Source organism: Paenalicyclobacillus cellulosilyticus, from assembly GCF_014647315.1.
Lineage (GTDB): Bacteria > Bacillota > Bacilli > Alicyclobacillales > Alicyclobacillaceae > Alicyclobacillus_J > Alicyclobacillus_J cellulosilyticus.
Genome location: NZ_BMOY01000002.1, coordinates 82,436 through 99,805, shown reverse-complemented (window position 1 = coordinate 99,805; position 17,370 = coordinate 82,436). Strand labels below are relative to the sequence as shown.

The window sequence follows — 17,370 nt, the reverse complement described above, 5'->3', positions numbered from 1 at the left end:
ACAAGCGCGAAGCGTGCATAGGATGCGATGACAAGGAGGAGTAAGGCGGGGTGCCTTCGCCCAGAGAGGGCGGCCTGCGGCTGAAAGCCGCCCCGAAGGTCCGCCTGAACGTCGCCTTGGAGCAGCCGGATGGCCGGATCCGCCCCGTTATCGGCGTCGAGTGCCCATGGGTTACATGGGAAGTCAGGTGGTACCGCGGAGACCTTCCGTCCTGATGGACGCAAGGTCTTTTTTCGTTTGGCGGTATGCACCATGGGTCCGGATGATTCGGATGCGGCCATGCCTGTCAGCCAACCGGCGCGAGAAGTGCGCGCTGGGAAGAGGCCAAAGGAGGTTCACTGCCACATGGCGACCGCGCGGACGACCGACTTGCCGACGGTCTACCAACCGCAGCACGTCGAAGAACGGATTTACCGCTTCTGGGAAGAAGGAGGCTTTTTCACGCCGGACCCGTCCGCCAAGGGACGGCCCGCGTTTTCCGTGGTCATGCCTCCGCCGAACGTGACCGGATCGTTGCACCTTGGCCACGCCTGGAACAACACCCTGCAGGACATCCTCGTGCGGCGCAGGCGGATGCAGGGGTTTGACACCGTCTGGGTGCCGGGGACCGATCACGCCGGCATCGCGACGCAAACCCGCGTCGAGAAGACGCTCCTCGCCGAGGAGGGCCTCACCCGCCATCAGCTCGGGCGGGCTGCGTTCGTCGAGCGGGTGTGGGCATGGAAAAACAGGTACGGGGACCTCATCACCCGTCAGGTGCGGGCGCTTGGCGCGTCCTGCGACTGGACCCGCGAGCGGTTCACGATGGACGAGGGGCTCTCGCGCGCAGTCCGGGAGGTGTTCGTGCGGCTCTACGAGGAGGGGCTGATCTACAGGGGAAACCGGATCATCAACTGGTGCCCCCGTTGCGGGACAGCCTTGTCGGACATCGAGGTCGAACACCGCGATCTCCCGGGACGGCTGGTGCACGTGGCGTACCCGCTGGCGGACGGAAGCGGCGAATTGGTGGTGGCGACGACGCGTCCGGAGACGATGTTCGCCGACGTCGCGGTGGCGGTGCATCCGGAAGACCCGCGCTACCGCGGACTTATCGGCCGCATGCTGAAACTGCCGCTGACCGACCGGGAGATCCCGGTCATCGCCGACGAATACGTCGACCGGGAATACGGTACGGGGTGCGTGAAGATCACCCCGGCGCACGACCCGAACGACTTTGAAGTCGGCATGCGCCATCAACTTCCGGCACCGCGCTGTATCGAAGCGGATGGTCGGCTCAACGACACGGCCGGTGCGTATCGAGGCATGGACAGGGAGACGGCCCGCCGGCGCGTGGTGGAAGACTTGGCGCGCCAAGGTCTTGTGCGCAAGGTGGAGGAGATCTCCCACGCGGTCGGACACTGCAGCCGTTGCGATACGGTCGTGGAACCGTATCTCTCCGAACAGTGGTTTGTGCGGATGGCCCCGTTGGCGGAAGCGGCCATCGCGGCGGTGCGGCGCGGAGAACTGCAGTTCGTTCCGGAGCGGTTTGAGCGCGTGTTTCTCCATTGGTTGGAAAATGTGCGCGATTGGTGCATCTCCCGGCAACTGTGGTGGGGGCACCGCATCCCCGCATGGTACTGCGACGCGTGCGGCGGCATCACCGTGTCGCGGACGGATGTGACCGCGTGCAGCCACTGCGGCAGCTCCGAGGTGCGTCAGGATGAAGACGTCCTCGATACGTGGTTCTCTTCCGCCCTCTGGCCGTTTTCCACGCTCGGCTGGCCGGACGCGACGCCGGACATGGCGCGCTATTACCCGACGTCGGTCCTCGTGACCGCGTACGATATCCTCTTCTTCTGGGTGGCGCGGATGGTGTTCACCGGCCTGCGCTTCACAGGCCGCATGCCGTTTCACACCGTCGTGGTGCACGGGCTCATCCGGGATGCAGAGGGCCGGAAGATGTCGAAGAGCTTGGGCAACGGCGTGGATCCCGTCGAGGTGATCGAGAAGTACGGCGCGGATGCGCTCCGCTTCACGCTGGCGACCGGCACCTCGCCGGGAAATGACCAACGCTTCTACTGGGAGAAGGTCGAAGGGTCGCGCAACTTCATCAACAAAGTGTGGAACGCCTCCCGGTTCGTGCTGATGAACCTGGGGGACGGGCCGTTGCCGCCGCTGCGGCGGGAGGCGCTGACCATCGCGGACAAATGGATCCTGCACCGGCTCGCCTTGACCGTGCAAGCGGTCGACGCATCCCTCGACCGTTTGGACTTTGGCGAAGCGGGGCGCGCCTTGTACGACTTCGCGTGGGACGATTTCTGCGACTGGTACATCGAACTGTCGAAGCTGTCGCTGTATGGATCGGATGAGGCCGCGAAGGCGCAGACGCGGGCGGTCCTGGTGCACGTGCTCGACGCGCTGCTCAGGCTGTTGCATCCGTTCATCCCGTTCGTCACGGAGGAGATCTGGCGCCATCTCCCCGTCCACGACGCCCCCGCCTTGGCGGTTGCCGCCTGGCCGCAGGCGGAGGTGGCCGACGTGGATGAGCGGATTGCCCGTCAAATGCAGGTGATCCAGGAGGCCATCCGCAGCGTGCGCAACGTGCGCAGCGAGCGCAACGTGCCGCCCGGTAAACCCGTCGCCTTGGCGGTTCGGGTCCAGGACGAGGAGACGGCGCGCTTGTTTGCCGAAGCCCGGCCGTACCTGATGCGGTTCTGTCAGCTGCACACCCTGGACATCGGGACAGAGGTCGCCGTGCCGGCGCACGCCGTCACCGCGGTCGTCACCGGCGCGGAGTTGTTCATCCCGCTTGCCGATCTCGTCGACCTGGCGGAGGAGCGGCAACGGCTCGAGAAGGAACGGGATCGCCTGGCGGCGGAAGTCGAACGGGCGGAGAAAAAGCTCGCGAACCCGCAGTTTGTCGCCAGAGCGCCGGCGCACGTCGTCGAGGCGGAGAGGGAGAAGGCGGCGAATTATCGAAGCAAGCTGGAGGCTGTCGAGGAGCGGTTGCGCGCCTTGGCGGAAGGGGTGTGAACGCGCGGCAGGTGCATCCGGCCGTGGCCTGGCTCTCCTCCCGGCAGCGGTTCGGGGTACGCCCGGGTCTGGAACGGATGAAACGGATTTTGGCGTACCTTGGCCATCCCGAAACGGGACTGCGCTTCTACCACGTCGCCGGAACGAACGGCAAAGGGTCTGTGTGCGCGTTTTTGACGGCCATTCTGCGTGCGACCGGCGGCCGGGTCGGAACGTTCACCTCGCCGGCGTTCGACGGCTTCCGCGGCCGCTTCCTCGTCGACGGGGAACCTGTGGACGACGCCACGTTCGCCGCCTTGGCGGAACAGGTGATGGCCGCGAGCCGGGCGGCGGACGCACCGGATGATCCGTTGACTGAGTTCGAGGCTCTGACCACGATGGCCATTTTGTACTTCCGCGCCGCCGGGGTCGATCACGTCGTCTGGGAGACCGGTCTCGGCGGGCGCTACGACTCGACGAACGTGGTGTCGCCGGCGGTGACCGCCATCACCAACGTGACGTACGACCACATGGATGTCCTCGGCCGGACCATCCCGGAGATTGCCTGGCACAAGGCGGGGATCATCAAACCCGGCGTTCCGGTGGTCACCGCCGCCCAAGACAGTGCGTACCTTGTGATGGAGCGGATCGCCAGGGAGGTGGCGGCGCCGGTGTGGCGGCTCGGCGAAGTGTTCGGCTACGCGCGCGAAGCGGTTGCTTGGCCGTTGCAGTTCATCCACTACCGCGGGCGATGCCGCGATGTGTTCGGTGTGCCCGTGCCGTTGTTCGGCGCCCACCAGTGTGCGAATGCCGCCGTGGCGCTGGCGATGTACGAGGCGGCGGTGGCGGGCGGCCACTGCCCGCCGCTTTCGGACGCGCGCCTGCGGCAGGCACTGCGGCATACAGAGTGGCCGGGACGCTTCGAGGTGCACATGCTGGCCGACGGGCGGCTCCTGGTGTTGGACGGCGCGCACAATGCGGCAGGTGCGTTCGCCTTGCGCCGGGGATTGGAAGAATTGGCGAGTCAGTTGCGGTTCGACGGGCGCGGTTGGATCATGGTCATCGGGGTGTTGCAGGACAAAGCGCTGTTGCCGATGCTCGATATGCTGCTCCCGTTGGCGGCGTCGGTCATCTGCACCCAGCCGGACAATCCGCGTGCGCTCAACGCGCGAGACCTGGCGCGCTGGGTGCGCCAGCGGCAGCCGGCGGCGCGCGTCGATGTGGCGGTGCCTGTCGCGGACGCCCTGTCCCTGGCGCTGGCGCGGGCGGGCGAAGCGCCGGTGTGTTGCTGGGGTTCCTTGTATACGGTCGACGAGGCGAGGCAGGCTATGCGACACGGGCAAACAGAGTTTGCGGAGAAAGGTCGGTGATCGGCGTGGCGGGCGCACAGCGTGTGCACTTCGTGGGCATCGGCGGTTACGGGATGAGCGCCATCGCGCGCGTGATGCTGGATTTGGGGTATGACGTGTCCGGGTCGGATGTGTCCGCGCACGAGTTGACGCAACGCTTGGCCGAGCGGGGAGCGCGGATTTACGTCGGGCACGCGGCCCACCATGTGGACGGCGCGGACCTCGTGGTGTACAGCACAGCCCTTCCGCAAGACAACGTGGAGTTGTGCGAGGCGCGCAGGCGGCAAATCCCCGTCCTGCACCGTTCGCAGATGCTGGCCCGGCTGATGGAGGACCGCATCGGGATCGCGGTCACCGGCGCACACGGGAAGACGACGACCACGTCGATGATTGCGTTTGTGATGGAGCGCTGCGGCTTGGATCCGACGTTTATCGTCGGCGGCGTCGTCCGCGACATCGGGGACAACGCGAAGGCTGGCCGCGGGCCGTACCTCGTCGCGGAAGCGGATGAGAGCGACGGTTCATTCCTGCACTATCATCCCAAGTTCGCGGTCGTCACCAACGTGGAGCCCGACCACCTGGAGCACTACGGCGGAGATTTTGAAAACCTCAAACGGGCGTACGAGCAGTTCATCCGCCAAGTGCAACCGGACGGGCTGTGCGTCGTGTCCGCCCAAGACGACCATCTGCGTCAGCTTGCCGGGGCGGCGCGCTGCCCGGTGGTGACGTTCGGTTTGGACGGCCAGGAAGGCCGCGCAGCCGCGGATTATGTCGCGGCCGGCGTGGAATTGTTCGATCGCGGCAGCCGCTGCGAGGTGTGGTACCGCGGCCAACGCCTCGGGTCCCTGGTGCTGGCGCTGCCGGGGGCGCACAACGTGATGAACGCCTTGGCAGCCATCGCGGTGGCGCGTGCGGTCGGATTGGAGTATGAACCTGTCGCGAGGTCGCTCGCCGAGTTTCACGGCGCGAAGCGCCGGTTTCAGGTGCTGGCCGACGTGGACGGTGTGCTGGTGGTGGACGACTATGCCCACCATCCGACGGAGATCCGGGCGACCATCGCCGCCGCCCGCGCCACAGGCCGGCGCATCGTGGCGGTGTTTCAGCCGCAGCGATACACCCGGACGTATTTTCTCTTTGACGCATTCGCGCGGGCGTTTGCGGAAGCGGACGAAGTCGTGATCTCGGATATTTACTCCCCGCCGGGGGAACCTCGGCTGGAGGGCGTCTCCGCGGAGCGATTGGCAGAGCAGGTGCGCAAAGAGAGCAATCCGCACACCCGCTTCCTGCGGACCAAGGACGAGGTATTGGCGTACCTGGCGGCGACCGTGCGCCCTGGTGACCTGGTGTTGACGATGGGGGCTGGCGACATATGGCAAGTCGCGCACCGCTTGGGAGATGTCCTCGCCGCCCGGTCGGAAGCGTCTTACGCATAAGAAACGCCCACTGCGTAAGAACACAGCAAGGGCGCGAGCAGGTTGCTCGCGCCTCCGCAACGCGCTCGGCTTGGCGCCAAGGCCGGCCGCGCCTTTCGTCCCTTTATTCATGGCGGTGAAATCATTGGTGAGATCTTGCTGATCACGGCGGGGTTACCGCCAAGGCCGGTTCTGCCGCCACGTCGCCGTGGCACGTGTGAACAAGTAGTAGGCCAGCGCGAGCAGGGCGGCCACGACAGCGACCTCAAGCAAGAAACGAATGAAGAATGCGAGTACGACGATGCCCACGACGATGATGACGCCCCACAGGATGGACCGGTAGACGTTCGACATGGTTTCTTCACTCCCCTGGCCCCGTCCGCCCAACGTGTCACGGAGCCGCTTGCGGCCTGTCCCTCTACCTTTTTCAGTATACCATACTCCCCCGGCGGAGAATACGCGGTACGCAGTCTTCTCCGCCACGGTTCGACGCTGTTCGTATGCCCACGTTGGCTCTGCCGTTTCATAGATTTGCAGCGGGTGACATAAGATCCGGAACAAGTGCACACTACGCCTTGCGAGATGGCAGAAACGAAGAAGGAGGGATAGGCGTGCCTTGGCAGGAGGGCGAAGGCGCGGCGGTGAAGCGGTCGCAGCCGTGGACGGCTGTGCGGGTGCGCGCAGGGGACAAGCCGTGGCGGTCGGAGACCGTCCGCCGCGTGGAGCGAACAAGGGTGCATGCGGGCTGGCGCGCTGCGTTCCACCGCGGTCTGTTGGTCGGGATGAGCCTGGGCTGCCTGGCGATGGTGGTGTTCCACGCCGTGATGGCCCATCTGCCTGTCGCGGCGCCGGGAAACGCCAGCCAGCCGGGAAAGGCCCGGCAAACCGAGATGGTGCCGCGGGGTGCTGCCGGGAGCACGGTCACGGATCCCGCCGGCGACGCCGCGTTACCTCCGCAGCAGCTTGACATACATCCGGGTGCAACGCAACCTGCCGTTCCTCGTCCTGCAGGCGAAAGCAAAGTTGCCTTCGCCGTCCCTGGCATCCGGATGTTCGTGTTGTGCGTCGACACGGCGGCAGCGACATCGCCTGCGATGGGCGCGCTTTGGGGGAAACCGGTGATCTATCCTGTGCTTGCCGGCCATGACGGTGCGGTGGCGGCCGCGGCCATGCGTGCGTCCGATCTCACCCGCCTCAAGCAACCATGGCAATCACACGGGGTCAAGGTTTGGGTGACGCAAGTCGTGCAACCGGCTTTCACGCTCCGTGGCAGCTCCGGGTTGGATGACCGCAGTGCAGCAGCGCTGTCCGACTGGCTCGCGGCAGGGGAGAGCGCCCTGCGCACGCTTCTGGCCTCCTTGATGGACGGGGCGCCGAGCCGCGACGCCTGGACGGCGTACAACACGTCACGCCGCCTGTTGCCGGGTCCCGCACGCCTCGCGCGGTCGGGGTATGGACCGGCATTGGAACGGTATTCGAACTTGTTGACGGAAGCGTACCGGCTTGCGGCGAAAGGCCGCCACATCGAAGCCGTTCAGACCGCGGTCGCCGCAGATGCGGTATTGCGGGGGTTGTCACCGTCCGTTCACACAGATTCGACACAACGTGCAGGACTCGCTCGCCATCTGTCGAAATAAAACCCGGTTGCGTGCCAAGTGGATAGGTTGGCGGACGCTTGGGCTCGTTCCCGAGTGCACGGCGCTTGCGGAAGATGTATGGATTTCTGTATGAGTTTCACTCGACATGAAGCACCTCATCGCAATGCGTTTGCCGCAAGACTCGGCGGTGTCCTATCGTGGAGTTGCACTGGATGGCAGCCGTTCTGTGGGACACACCGCCTTGCGGCGGGCGGCTGCGACGCGATGGGAGGGCCTTTCGTGGAACATCCGAGCAAGCGACCACCATTTCCGCCCCGAAGTGCCGTTTGGTTCGATCCGCCGCGGGAGCGCATGCTGCGCCACGGCGCGCAGGCGTTGCGCAACGATGAGTTGTTGGCTATCATCATGCAGTCGGGTGGACGAGGCCACTCGGTGTATGAATTGGCGCAGCGTGTCTTGGCGGCCGTCGACGGCCTCCCGGGCTTGCTTGACATCGAAATGGAGGAGTTACGTCAGATCCCGGGGATTGGTACGGCCAAAGCCCTGCAGATCGCGGCGGCTGTCGAGTTGGGACGCCGCGTCGTCCGGCGTCCGTCGGCGCAGAAAGTGTGCATCCGCTCGGCGGCAGATGCGGCCGAGTATGTGATGGACCGGTTGAGACACCTTAAGAAGGAACATTTTCTCACCCTGCACCTCGATACGAAACACTGCGTCATCGGTGAAGACCTCGCATCGGTGGGAAGTCTGGATGCTTCCATCGTTCACCCCAGAGAGGTGTTCAAGCTCGCGGTTCGACGGAGTGCGTCCGCCATCCTGTGCGTCCATAATCATCCGAGCGGAGATCCGACGCCAAGTCCGGAGGACATCTCCGTGACGAAACGATTGTGTGAGGCGGGCCGCGTGCTCGGGATCGATGTGCTGGACCATCTGGTGGTCGGCGACGGCCGCTTCGTGAGCCTCAAAGCCTTGGGGTACTGCACATGACCTGAAGCGCGAGACGTCATGAGAGGATGAGACCAACATGTTTTCCGGCAAGGACATGGGCATCGACTTGGGGACGGCAAACACGCTCGTCTATGTCAAATCCAAAGGAATTGTCGTGCGGGAGCCGTCTGTGGTCGCCATCCGCACGGACACCGGCGTGATCGAGGCTGTGGGCGAACAGGCAAAACAGATGATTGGCCGTACGCCCGGCAACATCGTCGCGGTACGGCCGATGAAGGACGGGGTCATCGCCGACTTCCAAACCACGGCGACCATGTTGCGCTACTTCATCCGGCAGGCGATGAAAAACAAGTCAGGATGGTCCGGCAAGCCGCGGGTGATGGTGAGCGTCCCTTCCGGCATTACGGCGGTCGAAAAACGGGCGGTGGAAGACGCGGCGCTGGAAGCGGGCGCGAAGGACGCGCAGACCATCGAAGAGCCGATGGCGGCCGCCATCGGCGCCGGGCTTCCTGTCGGCGAACCAACGGGCAGCATGGTGGTCGACATCGGCGGCGGCACGACCGAAGTGGCCATCATTTCGCTCGGCGGGATCGTCACCAGCCGTTCCATCCGCGTTGCGGGCGACGAGATGGATGAAGCCATCATCCAATACATCAAAAAGGCGTACAATCTCATGATTGGGGAGCGAACCGCGGAGGACTTGAAAATCCACATCGGCACAGCCATTCCGACCGGGGAGACGAAAAAGATGGACATCCGCGGCCGCGACTTGGTGACCGGTCTGCCGCGGACGTTCACCGTCACTTCGAACGAAATCTGTGAGGCGTTGTCCGACACCGTGCGCGCCATCGTCGACGCAGTCAAGGTCACGCTGGAGAAATCGCCGCCCGAGCTGGCGGCCGACATCATGGACCGCGGGATTGTCCTGACCGGCGGCGGCGCGTTGTTGCGCAACCTTGATAAATTGCTCAGCGAGGAGACTGGGATGCCGGTCGTGGTGGCCGACAATCCGCTCGACTGCGTGGCCATCGGCACAGGCAAGGCGTTGGATAACTACGATGTATACCGGCGGCGGAACCTGGCTGCCCGCAGATCGCGCAGCCGGGCGTAATCCTGCGCACCAGCGTTCGGCATGGCTCGAGGCGCCGCCGATGCGGGTGAATTCGCGGCGATGGGAAGTGGGATGCGGGTGTCCCGACTCTTCAGCAATCGAACGCTGTTTGTGCTTCTGGCCAGCTTTGTCCTTTTGACCGCGATGGCCGGTTTGACGCTGCGCAGTCAGGCGGCGCTCGTCGCATGGCCGGAGCGGGTGATCCTCGACATTCAGAATGCCGTCGGGGCCTTGATCTACCGCCCGGTCAGTCAAGTGAGCGGGTTTTTGGCCGGAATCCGCGACCTGCGCGAGCTGTACATCGAAAATGCGCAGCTCAAAGCCCAGTTGCGCGATTACGCATGGTTGCAGGTGCAGCTCCGTGACGTGGAAGCTGAAAACCGGCGCCTGAAACAGATGCTCGGCTTCAAGTCGCAGCAAGGCGCGAAATATGCCACGGTGCCCGCGCACGTCATCGGCCGGGATCCGTCGCAGTGGAACGCGGAGGTCACCATCGACGTCGGCCGCCGGCAGGGTGTGCGGGAAGACATGGCGGTCATCTCTGCCGACGGGAGCCTGGTGGGCCGCATCGCGCTGGCGGGCGCGTGGAGTTCCAAGGTGGTGCTCATCACCGACACGCAGCAAGGGGACGGCGTGTCGGCAAAGGTGCAAAACGGCAGTGCCGAACAACCTTTTGGCATCGTGCTTGGTGCGAACCGTCCCGATAACCTGCTCGATATGGAATTCTTATCGCCGCTGGCGAACGTAAAGCCCGGCGATACGGTCGTGACGTCCGGACTGAGCAGCGTGTTCCCCCCCGGCTTGTTGATTGGCACGGTCGTCCGCGTGCAGCCAGGATTGCAGGGCTTGACGCAACGTGCGCTCGTGCGGCCGGCAGCCGATCTCGACTATCTCCAGGACGTCTTTGTGGTCACTTCTCCTCGGGGTGGCACGGGCGGATGAGGAATGTCCTGGCGTTTGCCATCCTCTGGTTGGCGCTCATTGTGCAATCGACCTTGTTCCAGGTGCAGCCGCTCCGCCTCGTGCAGCCGAACCTTGTCCTGGTCACCCTCTGCTTCGTCGCGCTGGCACGCGGCGTCCGCCCTGCGCTCGTCCTCGGCGTCCTGATTGGGTTCATCCAGGACTTCGATTACGGCACCTTCGTCGGTCTGTACGCGTTTGCTTACGGCTTAACCGGGTACTTTGCCGCCGCGATGTTTGCGCAGTTTTTGCAGCGCAACGTGGCGCTCACGTTCTTGGTCGCCATCGGGCAGACGTTTGCCTTCGATTGGGTGACGTACGGGATTACCCGGCTGTTCGACATGACCACCTCCGGGTGGCGCCCGGTGTTGGCGCACAGCCTGTGGGACATGCTGGTCGACGGCATCTGCACCCTGCTTCTCTATCCCTTGTTGACCCGGTGGTTCACCGCGCGCGGCGGTTCGCGCTACCGGACGGATGAGGAGGAACCTGCGGGCTGACGGGGCAGGAGAAAGGCAGATGGGTCACGAATGATCTCTCGCCAGGGTTCGAGACAGGGGGTGTCGACCGTCGCTTCTTCACGGCTTCATCCACGGCCGGGTGACAAACCGCCCGTGTTCGTCAAAGGGGTCAACGACGGGTTGTTGTTTCTTCTCGACGAGGAGTGCCCCATGGATGCCCTGTTGGAACACCTGACGCAGTTGTTGCACGGCGATACGGCGAGCGTCTTCGACGGCCCTGTGGTACCGGTTTCCATTGACTATGGAAACCGGGAGCTCAGTGCCGAGGATGCCCGCCGTCTGCTGGGCTTGTTCATGAGGGTGGAAAACTTCCTGATTCGGGAATGGGGTGCCCATACGGCTGCACGCCGGGCCCTGCTCAATACGCGCGGCGCCATGACGGGACAGACCATCCACAAAGGCACCGTGCGTTCCGGACAGCGCGTGGTGTCGGATGGGGATTTGGTGGTCATCGGGGACGTGAATCCAGGCGGCGAGGTGGCGGCCGTCGGCGACGTATACATCTTCGGCCGCTTGGCCGGGATCGCGCACGCGGGCATCGACGGGGATGAACGAGCCATCATCGCTGCGGCAGAGTTACGCCCTTTGCAATTGCGCATCGCCCGGACGGTCAGCCGTCCGCCCGAAGGAGAAGGCTGGCCGCCGCGGACGTTTATGGAGTTTGCGTACTTGGGCCCGGACGGCATGGCGGTTGAACGGTTGCAGTACCTGTCCGCGTTGCGGCCGCGTTGACCAAAGCGGCGAGCCGGCCGCGGAGAATCGAGCTGGGGGAGGACTGGGTGCATGGGCTCAGCCATCGTGATCACATCGGGGAAAGGCGGTGTCGGGAAGACCACGTCGACCGCGAACATCGGGACGGCTCTGGCGCTGCTCGGCAAAAGCGTCTGCCTGGTCGACGCGGACATCGGTTTGCGCAACCTCGACGTGGTGATGGGGCTTGAGAATCGGATCATTTTCGACATCGTCGACGTGGCGAACGGCACCTGCCGGTTGGAACAAGCGCTCATCCGCGACAAGCGGTTCGACCGGTTGACGCTGTTGCCTGCCTCGCAGACGAAAGATAAATACGCCCTGTCCCCGGATGCGGTCAAGCGCATCGTGGAAGAGCTCAAACAGTCATTCGATTTCGTGATCATCGACTGCCCGGCCGGAATTGAACACGGGTTCAAGGTGGCGGTTGCCGGCGCGGACCAGGCCATCGTGGTGACGACGCCTGAGCATACCGCGGTGCGCGACGCCGACCGCGTCATCGGGTTGCTCGAAGGGGCGAATCTTCGCAATCCCAAGCTAATCATCAACCGGATCCGCCCGAAGATGGTGCGTACGGGCGACATGCTCGACATCGACGAGGTCGTTTCGGTCTTGGCCATCGACCTGTTGGGAATTGTCCCGGACGATGAAACCATCATCAGCCAAGCCAACAAAGGGGAACCGACGGTCGTGCGCCCCGACTCGCGTGCGGCGCTCTCGTACAGAAACATTGCGCGCCGCATGTTGGGCGACCCCGTGCCGTTGGAACTCCTGGATGAACCCCCGACATTCTGGGACAGGGTGCGGCGCGTCTTCAGCCGCGGTTAGTTCGCCTCCTGCATACGCATCCCGGCCAGCTCATATGCATGTCCGTAGAGTGGACTGAGGAGGGCTGGTCCGATGGGTATGGGTTGGCATCGTTCCACTGCATCACAACCCGAGGTGCGTTGGCTGCGCGATGATCCGTTGGATGCGGAACCTTCGTCCGGCGTCGCGGGCCCCGGCTTCGCCTTGTCGGGCCAAGGTCCGGGCCGGTCGGCGCAACCCGCGGACAGGCCGGCGAGCAAAGCGGCCGGAGTTCCGGATTGGGTGGTGCAGTCGTTTTTTGCCGCCGTCCTTTTGGCCACCGGCTACTACAGCGCACACCACGACGGCGTGCTGTCCGCCGACGTGCGGACGCTCTACCGGTCGGCATTTGCCGCCGATTACTCTGAACCGGTGGGCGTGGCGTTTCGCACATTCCTCCTTCGCCACGGCATCGACATCTCTGCCGTCGCGGGTTTGCCTGCCGCGATGGTGTTCCATATTCCGCTCCAAGGCCCCGTGGTGTCCGACTTCCGTCCTGGTCATCCGGAAGTGACCATCGCCGGTGCACCGCGATCGCCGGTGCTTGCGGCAGGAGCCGGCACGGTGATACGGGTGGCCCGCAGCCGCGGCGGCGACGTCGTGACCATCGACCACGGCAGCCCTGGGCAGACGGTGTACATGGGACTCGGCGACGTGGCGGTCGCGCCGGGCGAATACGTGTCAGCCGGGCAGGTCATCGGGCGACTTCCGGACGTGGCCCGTCCCGTGTTGCGTTTTTCCTGGGTGCGCGACGGACGTGCCGTCAATCCGCACGACTATATCCATTTTCCGGCGGATGGCGCATGAGGCGGGGATGGCGCTTTCCTCCTCTTCCCGCTGTGCCGATGGGAGATCTCGGCCGCGTCCGCCTGCATCCGTGGTTTGTGTTGCTGTCGGTGCTGGCGATCGCGGCAGGGTTATGGCGCGATGTCGCGGTGCTGTTTCTCCTCATTCTGCTGCACGAGATGGGGCACGCGGCGATGGCGGCGCATCTGGGCTACGTGGTGGAAGAAGTTTCGCTGCTCCCGTTTGGCGGCGTGGCGAAGATCGCCTACGGATGGATCGGGTTTCGCCCGCGCCATGAGGCGGTCATTGCGATGGCCGGCCCGGTGGTCAACCTGGCGCTCGTGGTGTTCGCGTACGTGGTGCACGCGCTGCACGGGTGGGATGATGCCTTCTTTCACCTGGTGGTGGAACAAAACGCCTGGATCGTCCTGTTCAATCTGCTGCCCGGGTTGCCGCTGGACGGCGGCAGGCTGCTGCGTGCGGCGCGCGTACGTTCGGTCGGGTTCGAGCTCGCCACGCAGGAGGGGTATGCGGTGTCGTTGGCGATTGCGGCGGTGCTCGCCGCTTTGGGATTGGCAAGCTTGGCCGCCGGCCATCCGCACCTGGGGATGGTGCTGCTCTCCGGATTCTTGTTCGCCGCGGCTTGGCGCGGGCGGCGCGATCTCGCCATGGAGACGGTCCGCTTCCTCGATGCGAAGCGCAGGCAACCTCGTGTGCCGGAGCGCGTCCGCGCGATTGCCGCGCCGGCTCACGCATCCATTCGCGATGTCGCCCGCCAGTTTGCCCCCGACCGTTACCACATGGTCTATGTCCTGGGCCCTGACGGCGCGGTGCAAACCATCCTCGAGGAGGACGAGGTTCTGGCCGCCGTGTTCGCCGGACGGTGGACCGAGCGCCTCGCCGACTGGATTGCCCGCGGCTAGCGCCATGAGCGCGTCTTGCTCGGCGGATGCGCGCGTGGTAAGATGAAACATGTCGTATCATCACCGCATGTCCGTGGGTGAGCAAATCCCGCGCCAGGGTCCCACGGGACAGCGTGTCGGAGTGGAGGGAACCATGTACGCCATCATTGAGACGGGCGGCAAGCAGTACCGGGTTGCGGAAGGTGACCGCATCCGGGTGGAGAAGCTGGCGGCTGAGCCGGGCACGACGGTGACGCTGGACAAGGTACTGTTGGTCAGCGGCCCGAACGGCCTGCGGGTGGGCAATCCGGTCGTCGCCGGAGCCAAGGTGACCGCTGAAGTGTTGGAGCACGGCAAAGGCAAGAAGATCGTGGTTTTCAAATATAAGCCGAAGAAAAACTATCATAAGAAGCAGGGCCACCGCCAACCGTACACGGCGCTGAAAATTGTCTCCATTGAAGCGTAAAGCGGGCCGCGGTCGATGATCACCTTGCGCGTGGTGGAGGACGGGCCGCACATCCGCGGGTTCGTCGTCACCGGGCACGCCGGATATGCGGAGGCGGGGCGTGATATCGTCTGTGCAGCCGTGTCGGCTCTGGTCTACAACGCCATCAACAGCTGCGAACGGTTCGCCGGGATCGCGCTTGAAGTGACGGATGACGGAGAACGGCTGCAGTGCCGGGTTCCCCCGCCGGGCGAGGACGCCAAGGTGCAACTGTTGTTGCACAGCATGGTGTTCGGTGTCGAACAGACGGCGGCTGCTTACCCGGAGCACGTGCGGGTGGTGCGCAGACGCAGCGGCCGCCACGGCGTTCGTTCGACGTGACGGAGCGGGATGACGGCGGATCGCGGGATGACATGCGCGACACAGACAGGAGGAATGAGCCATGTTGTGGATGAATCTGCAACGGTTTGCGCACAAGAAGGGTGTTTCGAGCACGCGCAACGGCCGGGACAGCGAAGCGAAGCGCCTCGGGGTGAAGCGCGGGGACGGTCAGTTCGTCCAGGCGGGCTGCATCTTGGTTCGCCAGCGCGGCACGAAGATCCATCCAGGTTTCAACGTCGGCCGGGGCAAGGACGACACCCTGTACGCCAAGGTGGCGGGCCGGGTGAAGTTTGAACGGTTCGGCCACGGCCGCAAGCGCGTGAGCGTCTATCCCGTGGCCGAGGTGTCCGCGGAAGCGACGGCCGCACAGGCGTGATCCGGCGCTGCGCGGGGCGGCGGGGTGGCGAACGCCCGTGCATATGCAGGGATGGCGGGGGCTTGGCGTCATGCGCCAGGCCCCCGTTTTGTGGGAGGGAGCGCCATGGAACAGGATGCTGCCGCGGCCTGGGAGTCGTTTCGTGCACACCGGCACGAGGTGTTGAATGGACTCCAGATGGTGAAGGCATACCTTCAAATGGGGCGCGGCGAAGATGCGCACGCGTGGGTCAATCGCCTCGCCGCTTGGCTGCACTCCCTGTCGCTGTGGCAGGCGCGCCTGGAGGCGGAGGATCACGAGGTGTTGTGGGCGGTCGCGCGTTGCCCGCGCGTGACGGCGGTGGAACTGTGGCCAAAGCGCAAGCTGGCACGGCCGCTCGCCGCCGCGCTCGCGGACGCTTGGCGATGGTTGGACGAACAGGCGGCCGCGCACAACACCGCGTGTGTTTGGGTACGCGGGGAGGCGGTGGTATCCGGGGCGGACGGAATCGAGCAGGTGCGGTTGCATCTCGAGGCGAGCGGCGGACCATCGTTTCCGTTGGCGGATGCACCGACGCACGCGAACCCGCGGGTTGCGCTGCATTGGGTTTCTTCCATCAAGGCACACCCGGGAGGGAAGCGCCATGTTTGTCGATGAAGCGAAAATCTTCGTGAAGGGAGGGGACGGCGGTGACGGCATCGTCGCGTGGCGGCGTGAGAAGTATGTGCCCATGGGCGGGCCGGCCGGAGGAGACGGCGGCCGCGGCGGCGACGTGGTCCTTGAGGTCGACGAGGGCTTGCGCACCTTGATCGACTTCAAGTATCAGCGGCATTTCAAAGCCGAGCGCGGAGAGAACGGCGGGCCGAAGAACCAGCACGGCAGAAGCGCGGACGACCTGGTGGTGAAGGTTCCGCCGGGAACCGTGGTGCGCGATGCAGAGACGGGCGAGATCCTGGGCGATCTGGTGGCGCACGGGCAACGGCTGGTGGTGGCGCGGGGGGGCCGCGGTGGCCGCGGCAACGCGCACTTTGCCACGCCCACCCGCAAAGCGCCGGAAATCGCGGAGCGCGGGGAGCCAGGTGAAGCACGGTGGCTTTTGCTTGAGCTGAAAGTGTTGGCAGACGTTGGATTGGTCGGTTTTCCGAGCGTGGGGAAGTCCACGCTCTTGGCGGCAGTGAGCGCGGCGCGGCCCAAGGTCGCCGACTATCCTTTCACCACCCTGCACCCGCACCTCGGCGTGGTGCGCGTGGAGGACGGGCGAAGTTTCGTGATGGCCGACCTGCCTGGCCTCATCGAGGGGGCGCACGCAGGTCACGGGCTGGGACACGAGTTTTTGCGCCACGTCGAGCGCACGCGCGTGATTGTGCACGTGATTGACGTGGCTGCCGTCGAGGGGCGGGATCCGGTGACGGACTACCAGGTCATTACGGAAGAGCTGCGCCTGTACGATCCGGCGCTTGCCGAACGTCCGACCGTGATCGCCGCGAACAAGATGGACTTGCCGGACGCAGCGGCAAATCTGGCCAGGTTTCGTGACGCATACCCGCACCTGCGCGTCTATCCTGTCTCCGGCGCGACGCGGCAAGGGTTGCAGGAACTCTTGCGCGCCGTCGCTGACTTGTTGGACGAGGTTCGGGCGCAGGAGGCGGCGCAGGCACAGGCCGGGGCGCTTGGCCCTGCCCCGCAGCGGGTATACCGGTATGTACCGCCAAAGCGCCGCGAATTCACCATTCGCCGCGATGGCGAGGTGTTCGTCGTCGAGAGCCCGGAATTGGAAAAGTTGGTGCGCATGACAAATTTCGACCTGCAGGACGCCGTGCGGCGGTTTCAACATATCCTCCGCCAGCGCGGCGTGGACGACGCACTGCGGGAGCATGGCGCGAAGGACGGGGATCTGATCCGCATCGGCGAGATGGAATTCGATTTCGTCGATTGATGCAACATCATTTCGCTTTGGAATGTTCTTCAAAATCGTATCCTCTGCAAAACACGGGGAACAGGCGGCCGGCGTTCTGCCG

Annotated in this window: 18 protein-coding genes and 1 other annotated feature; of the genes, 17 read left to right on the top strand and 1 reads right to left on the bottom strand. The window is 64.8% G+C overall.

Features of this window, described 5'->3' with window-relative positions; all coding sequences use genetic code 11:
• The first annotated feature begins 18 nt into the window (after positions 1 to 18).
• Positions 19 to 217, top strand: a binding site (T-box leader).
• Positions 218 to 345: 128 nt separating this feature from the next.
• From IEX97_RS01245 to murC, 3 genes are read left to right on the top strand one after another with little or no spacing between them, the layout of a single operon-like run.
• Positions 346 to 3,012, top strand: coding sequence for a valine--tRNA ligase (locus tag IEX97_RS01245; protein WP_188880658.1), 2,667 nt, complete (start codon positions 346 to 348; stop codon positions 3,010 to 3,012).
• Positions 3,009 to 4,361, top strand: coding sequence for a bifunctional folylpolyglutamate synthase/dihydrofolate synthase (locus IEX97_RS01240; protein WP_188880656.1), 1,353 nt, complete (start codon positions 3,009 to 3,011; stop codon positions 4,359 to 4,361). The genes IEX97_RS01245 and IEX97_RS01240 overlap by 4 nt, the downstream gene beginning before the upstream one ends.
• Before the next feature lie 5 nt (positions 4,362 to 4,366).
• Positions 4,367 to 5,773, top strand: a complete 1,407-nt coding sequence (gene murC / locus IEX97_RS01235) for a UDP-N-acetylmuramate--L-alanine ligase (protein WP_188880696.1) — start codon at positions 4,367 to 4,369, stop codon at positions 5,771 to 5,773.
• Positions 5,774 to 5,926: 153 nt separating this feature from the next.
• Here the strand turns inward: murC and IEX97_RS01230 are convergent, their stop codons facing one another.
• A complete protein-coding gene (locus tag IEX97_RS01230) occupies positions 5,927 to 6,106 on the bottom strand; it encodes a hypothetical protein (protein ID WP_188880655.1) in 180 nt (59 codons plus the stop codon).
• Between the two features lie 257 nt (positions 6,107 to 6,363).
• On the opposite strand from IEX97_RS01230, the gene IEX97_RS01225 reads away from it, so the two are divergent.
• The 14 genes from IEX97_RS01225 to obgE all read left to right on the top strand — a co-directional run bounded on the left by IEX97_RS01225 (position 6,364) and on the right by obgE (position 17,288).
• Entirely contained in the window at positions 6,364 to 7,389 is a 1,026-nt protein-coding gene (locus tag IEX97_RS01225) for a hypothetical protein (protein ID WP_188880654.1), read from the top strand.
• A 312-nt stretch (positions 7,390 to 7,701) separates the two neighbouring features.
• Complete coding sequence (radC, locus tag IEX97_RS01220) at positions 7,702 to 8,334, top strand: RadC family protein (protein WP_229776210.1); 633 nt, start codon at positions 7,702 to 7,704, stop codon at positions 8,332 to 8,334.
• Between the two features lie 37 nt (positions 8,335 to 8,371).
• Positions 8,372 to 9,406: a rod shape-determining protein gene (locus tag IEX97_RS01215; protein ID WP_188880652.1), complete on the top strand. Its 1,035-nt coding sequence runs from the start codon at positions 8,372 to 8,374 to the stop codon at positions 9,404 to 9,406.
• Between the two features lie 78 nt (positions 9,407 to 9,484).
• Positions 9,485 to 10,348: a rod shape-determining protein MreC gene (gene mreC / locus IEX97_RS01210; RefSeq protein ID WP_188880651.1), complete on the top strand. Its 864-nt coding sequence runs from the start codon at positions 9,485 to 9,487 to the stop codon at positions 10,346 to 10,348.
• A complete protein-coding gene (gene mreD, locus IEX97_RS01205; protein ID WP_188880650.1) occupies positions 10,345 to 10,866 on the top strand; it encodes a rod shape-determining protein MreD in 522 nt (173 codons plus the stop codon). The genes mreC and mreD overlap by 4 nt, the downstream gene beginning before the upstream one ends.
• A 114-nt stretch (positions 10,867 to 10,980) precedes the next feature.
• A complete protein-coding gene (locus IEX97_RS01200) occupies positions 10,981 to 11,619 on the top strand; it encodes a septum site-determining protein MinC (protein ID WP_229776201.1) in 639 nt (212 codons plus the stop codon).
• A gap of 51 nt (positions 11,620 to 11,670) precedes the next feature.
• Entirely contained in the window at positions 11,671 to 12,465 is a 795-nt protein-coding gene (gene minD, locus IEX97_RS01195; RefSeq protein ID WP_188880648.1) for a septum site-determining protein MinD, read from the top strand.
• A 72-nt stretch (positions 12,466 to 12,537) separates the two neighbouring features.
• Entirely contained in the window at positions 12,538 to 13,290 is a 753-nt protein-coding gene (locus IEX97_RS01190; protein WP_188880647.1) for a murein hydrolase activator EnvC family protein, read from the top strand.
• Positions 13,287 to 14,192: a site-2 protease family protein gene (locus IEX97_RS01185; RefSeq protein WP_229776199.1), complete on the top strand. Its 906-nt coding sequence runs from the start codon at positions 13,287 to 13,289 to the stop codon at positions 14,190 to 14,192. The genes IEX97_RS01190 and IEX97_RS01185 overlap by 4 nt, the downstream gene beginning before the upstream one ends.
• Before the next feature lie 133 nt (positions 14,193 to 14,325).
• Positions 14,326 to 14,637, top strand: coding sequence for a 50S ribosomal protein L21 (gene rplU / locus IEX97_RS01180; protein WP_188880646.1), 312 nt, complete (start codon positions 14,326 to 14,328; stop codon positions 14,635 to 14,637).
• Positions 14,638 to 14,652: 15 nt separating this feature from the next.
• Entirely contained in the window at positions 14,653 to 14,997 is a 345-nt protein-coding gene (locus IEX97_RS01175) for a ribosomal-processing cysteine protease Prp (RefSeq protein WP_188880645.1), read from the top strand.
• Positions 14,998 to 15,058: 61 nt separating this feature from the next.
• Positions 15,059 to 15,373: a 50S ribosomal protein L27 gene (gene rpmA / locus IEX97_RS01170; protein WP_188880644.1), complete on the top strand. Its 315-nt coding sequence runs from the start codon at positions 15,059 to 15,061 to the stop codon at positions 15,371 to 15,373.
• A 105-nt stretch (positions 15,374 to 15,478) separates the two neighbouring features.
• A complete protein-coding gene (locus IEX97_RS01165; protein ID WP_188880643.1) occupies positions 15,479 to 16,009 on the top strand; it encodes a Spo0B domain-containing protein in 531 nt (176 codons plus the stop codon).
• Positions 15,996 to 17,288 carry a GTPase ObgE gene (obgE, locus tag IEX97_RS01160; RefSeq protein ID WP_188880642.1) on the top strand — a complete coding sequence of 431 codons (1,293 nt, stop codon included), beginning with the start codon at positions 15,996 to 15,998 and terminating at the stop codon, positions 17,286 to 17,288. Before IEX97_RS01165 ends, obgE begins: the two co-directional genes overlap by 14 nt.
• The last annotated feature ends 82 nt before the right edge of the window (positions 17,289 to 17,370 follow it).

What these genes read in the sequence shown, in the direction of transcription:
- IEX97_RS01245 (WP_188880658.1), top strand. Translation starts at nt 346, where the DNA reads ATGGCGACCGCGCGGACGACCGACTTGCCGACGGTCTACCAACCGCAG.
- IEX97_RS01230 (WP_188880655.1), bottom strand. Translation starts at nt 6,106, where the DNA reads ATGTCGAACGTCTACCGGTCCATCCTGTGGGGCGTCATCATCGTCGTG.
- radC (WP_229776210.1), top strand. Translation starts at nt 7,702, where the DNA reads ATGCTGCGCCACGGCGCGCAGGCGTTGCGCAACGATGAGTTGTTGGCT.
- IEX97_RS01215 (WP_188880652.1), top strand. Translation starts at nt 8,372, where the DNA reads ATGTTTTCCGGCAAGGACATGGGCATCGACTTGGGGACGGCAAACACG.
- mreD (WP_188880650.1), top strand. Translation starts at nt 10,345, where the DNA reads ATGAGGAATGTCCTGGCGTTTGCCATCCTCTGGTTGGCGCTCATTGTG.
- minD (WP_188880648.1), top strand. Translation starts at nt 11,671, where the DNA reads ATGGGCTCAGCCATCGTGATCACATCGGGGAAAGGCGGTGTCGGGAAG.
- IEX97_RS01190 (WP_188880647.1), top strand. Translation starts at nt 12,538, where the DNA reads ATGGGTATGGGTTGGCATCGTTCCACTGCATCACAACCCGAGGTGCGT.
- IEX97_RS01185 (WP_229776199.1), top strand. Translation starts at nt 13,287, where the DNA reads ATGAGGCGGGGATGGCGCTTTCCTCCTCTTCCCGCTGTGCCGATGGGA.
- rplU (WP_188880646.1), top strand. Translation starts at nt 14,326, where the DNA reads ATGTACGCCATCATTGAGACGGGCGGCAAGCAGTACCGGGTTGCGGAA.
- IEX97_RS01175 (WP_188880645.1), top strand. Translation starts at nt 14,653, where the DNA reads ATGATCACCTTGCGCGTGGTGGAGGACGGGCCGCACATCCGCGGGTTC.
- rpmA (WP_188880644.1), top strand. Translation starts at nt 15,059, where the DNA reads ATGTTGTGGATGAATCTGCAACGGTTTGCGCACAAGAAGGGTGTTTCG.
- IEX97_RS01165 (WP_188880643.1), top strand. Translation starts at nt 15,479, where the DNA reads ATGGAACAGGATGCTGCCGCGGCCTGGGAGTCGTTTCGTGCACACCGG.
- obgE (WP_188880642.1), top strand. Translation starts at nt 15,996, where the DNA reads ATGTTTGTCGATGAAGCGAAAATCTTCGTGAAGGGAGGGGACGGCGGT.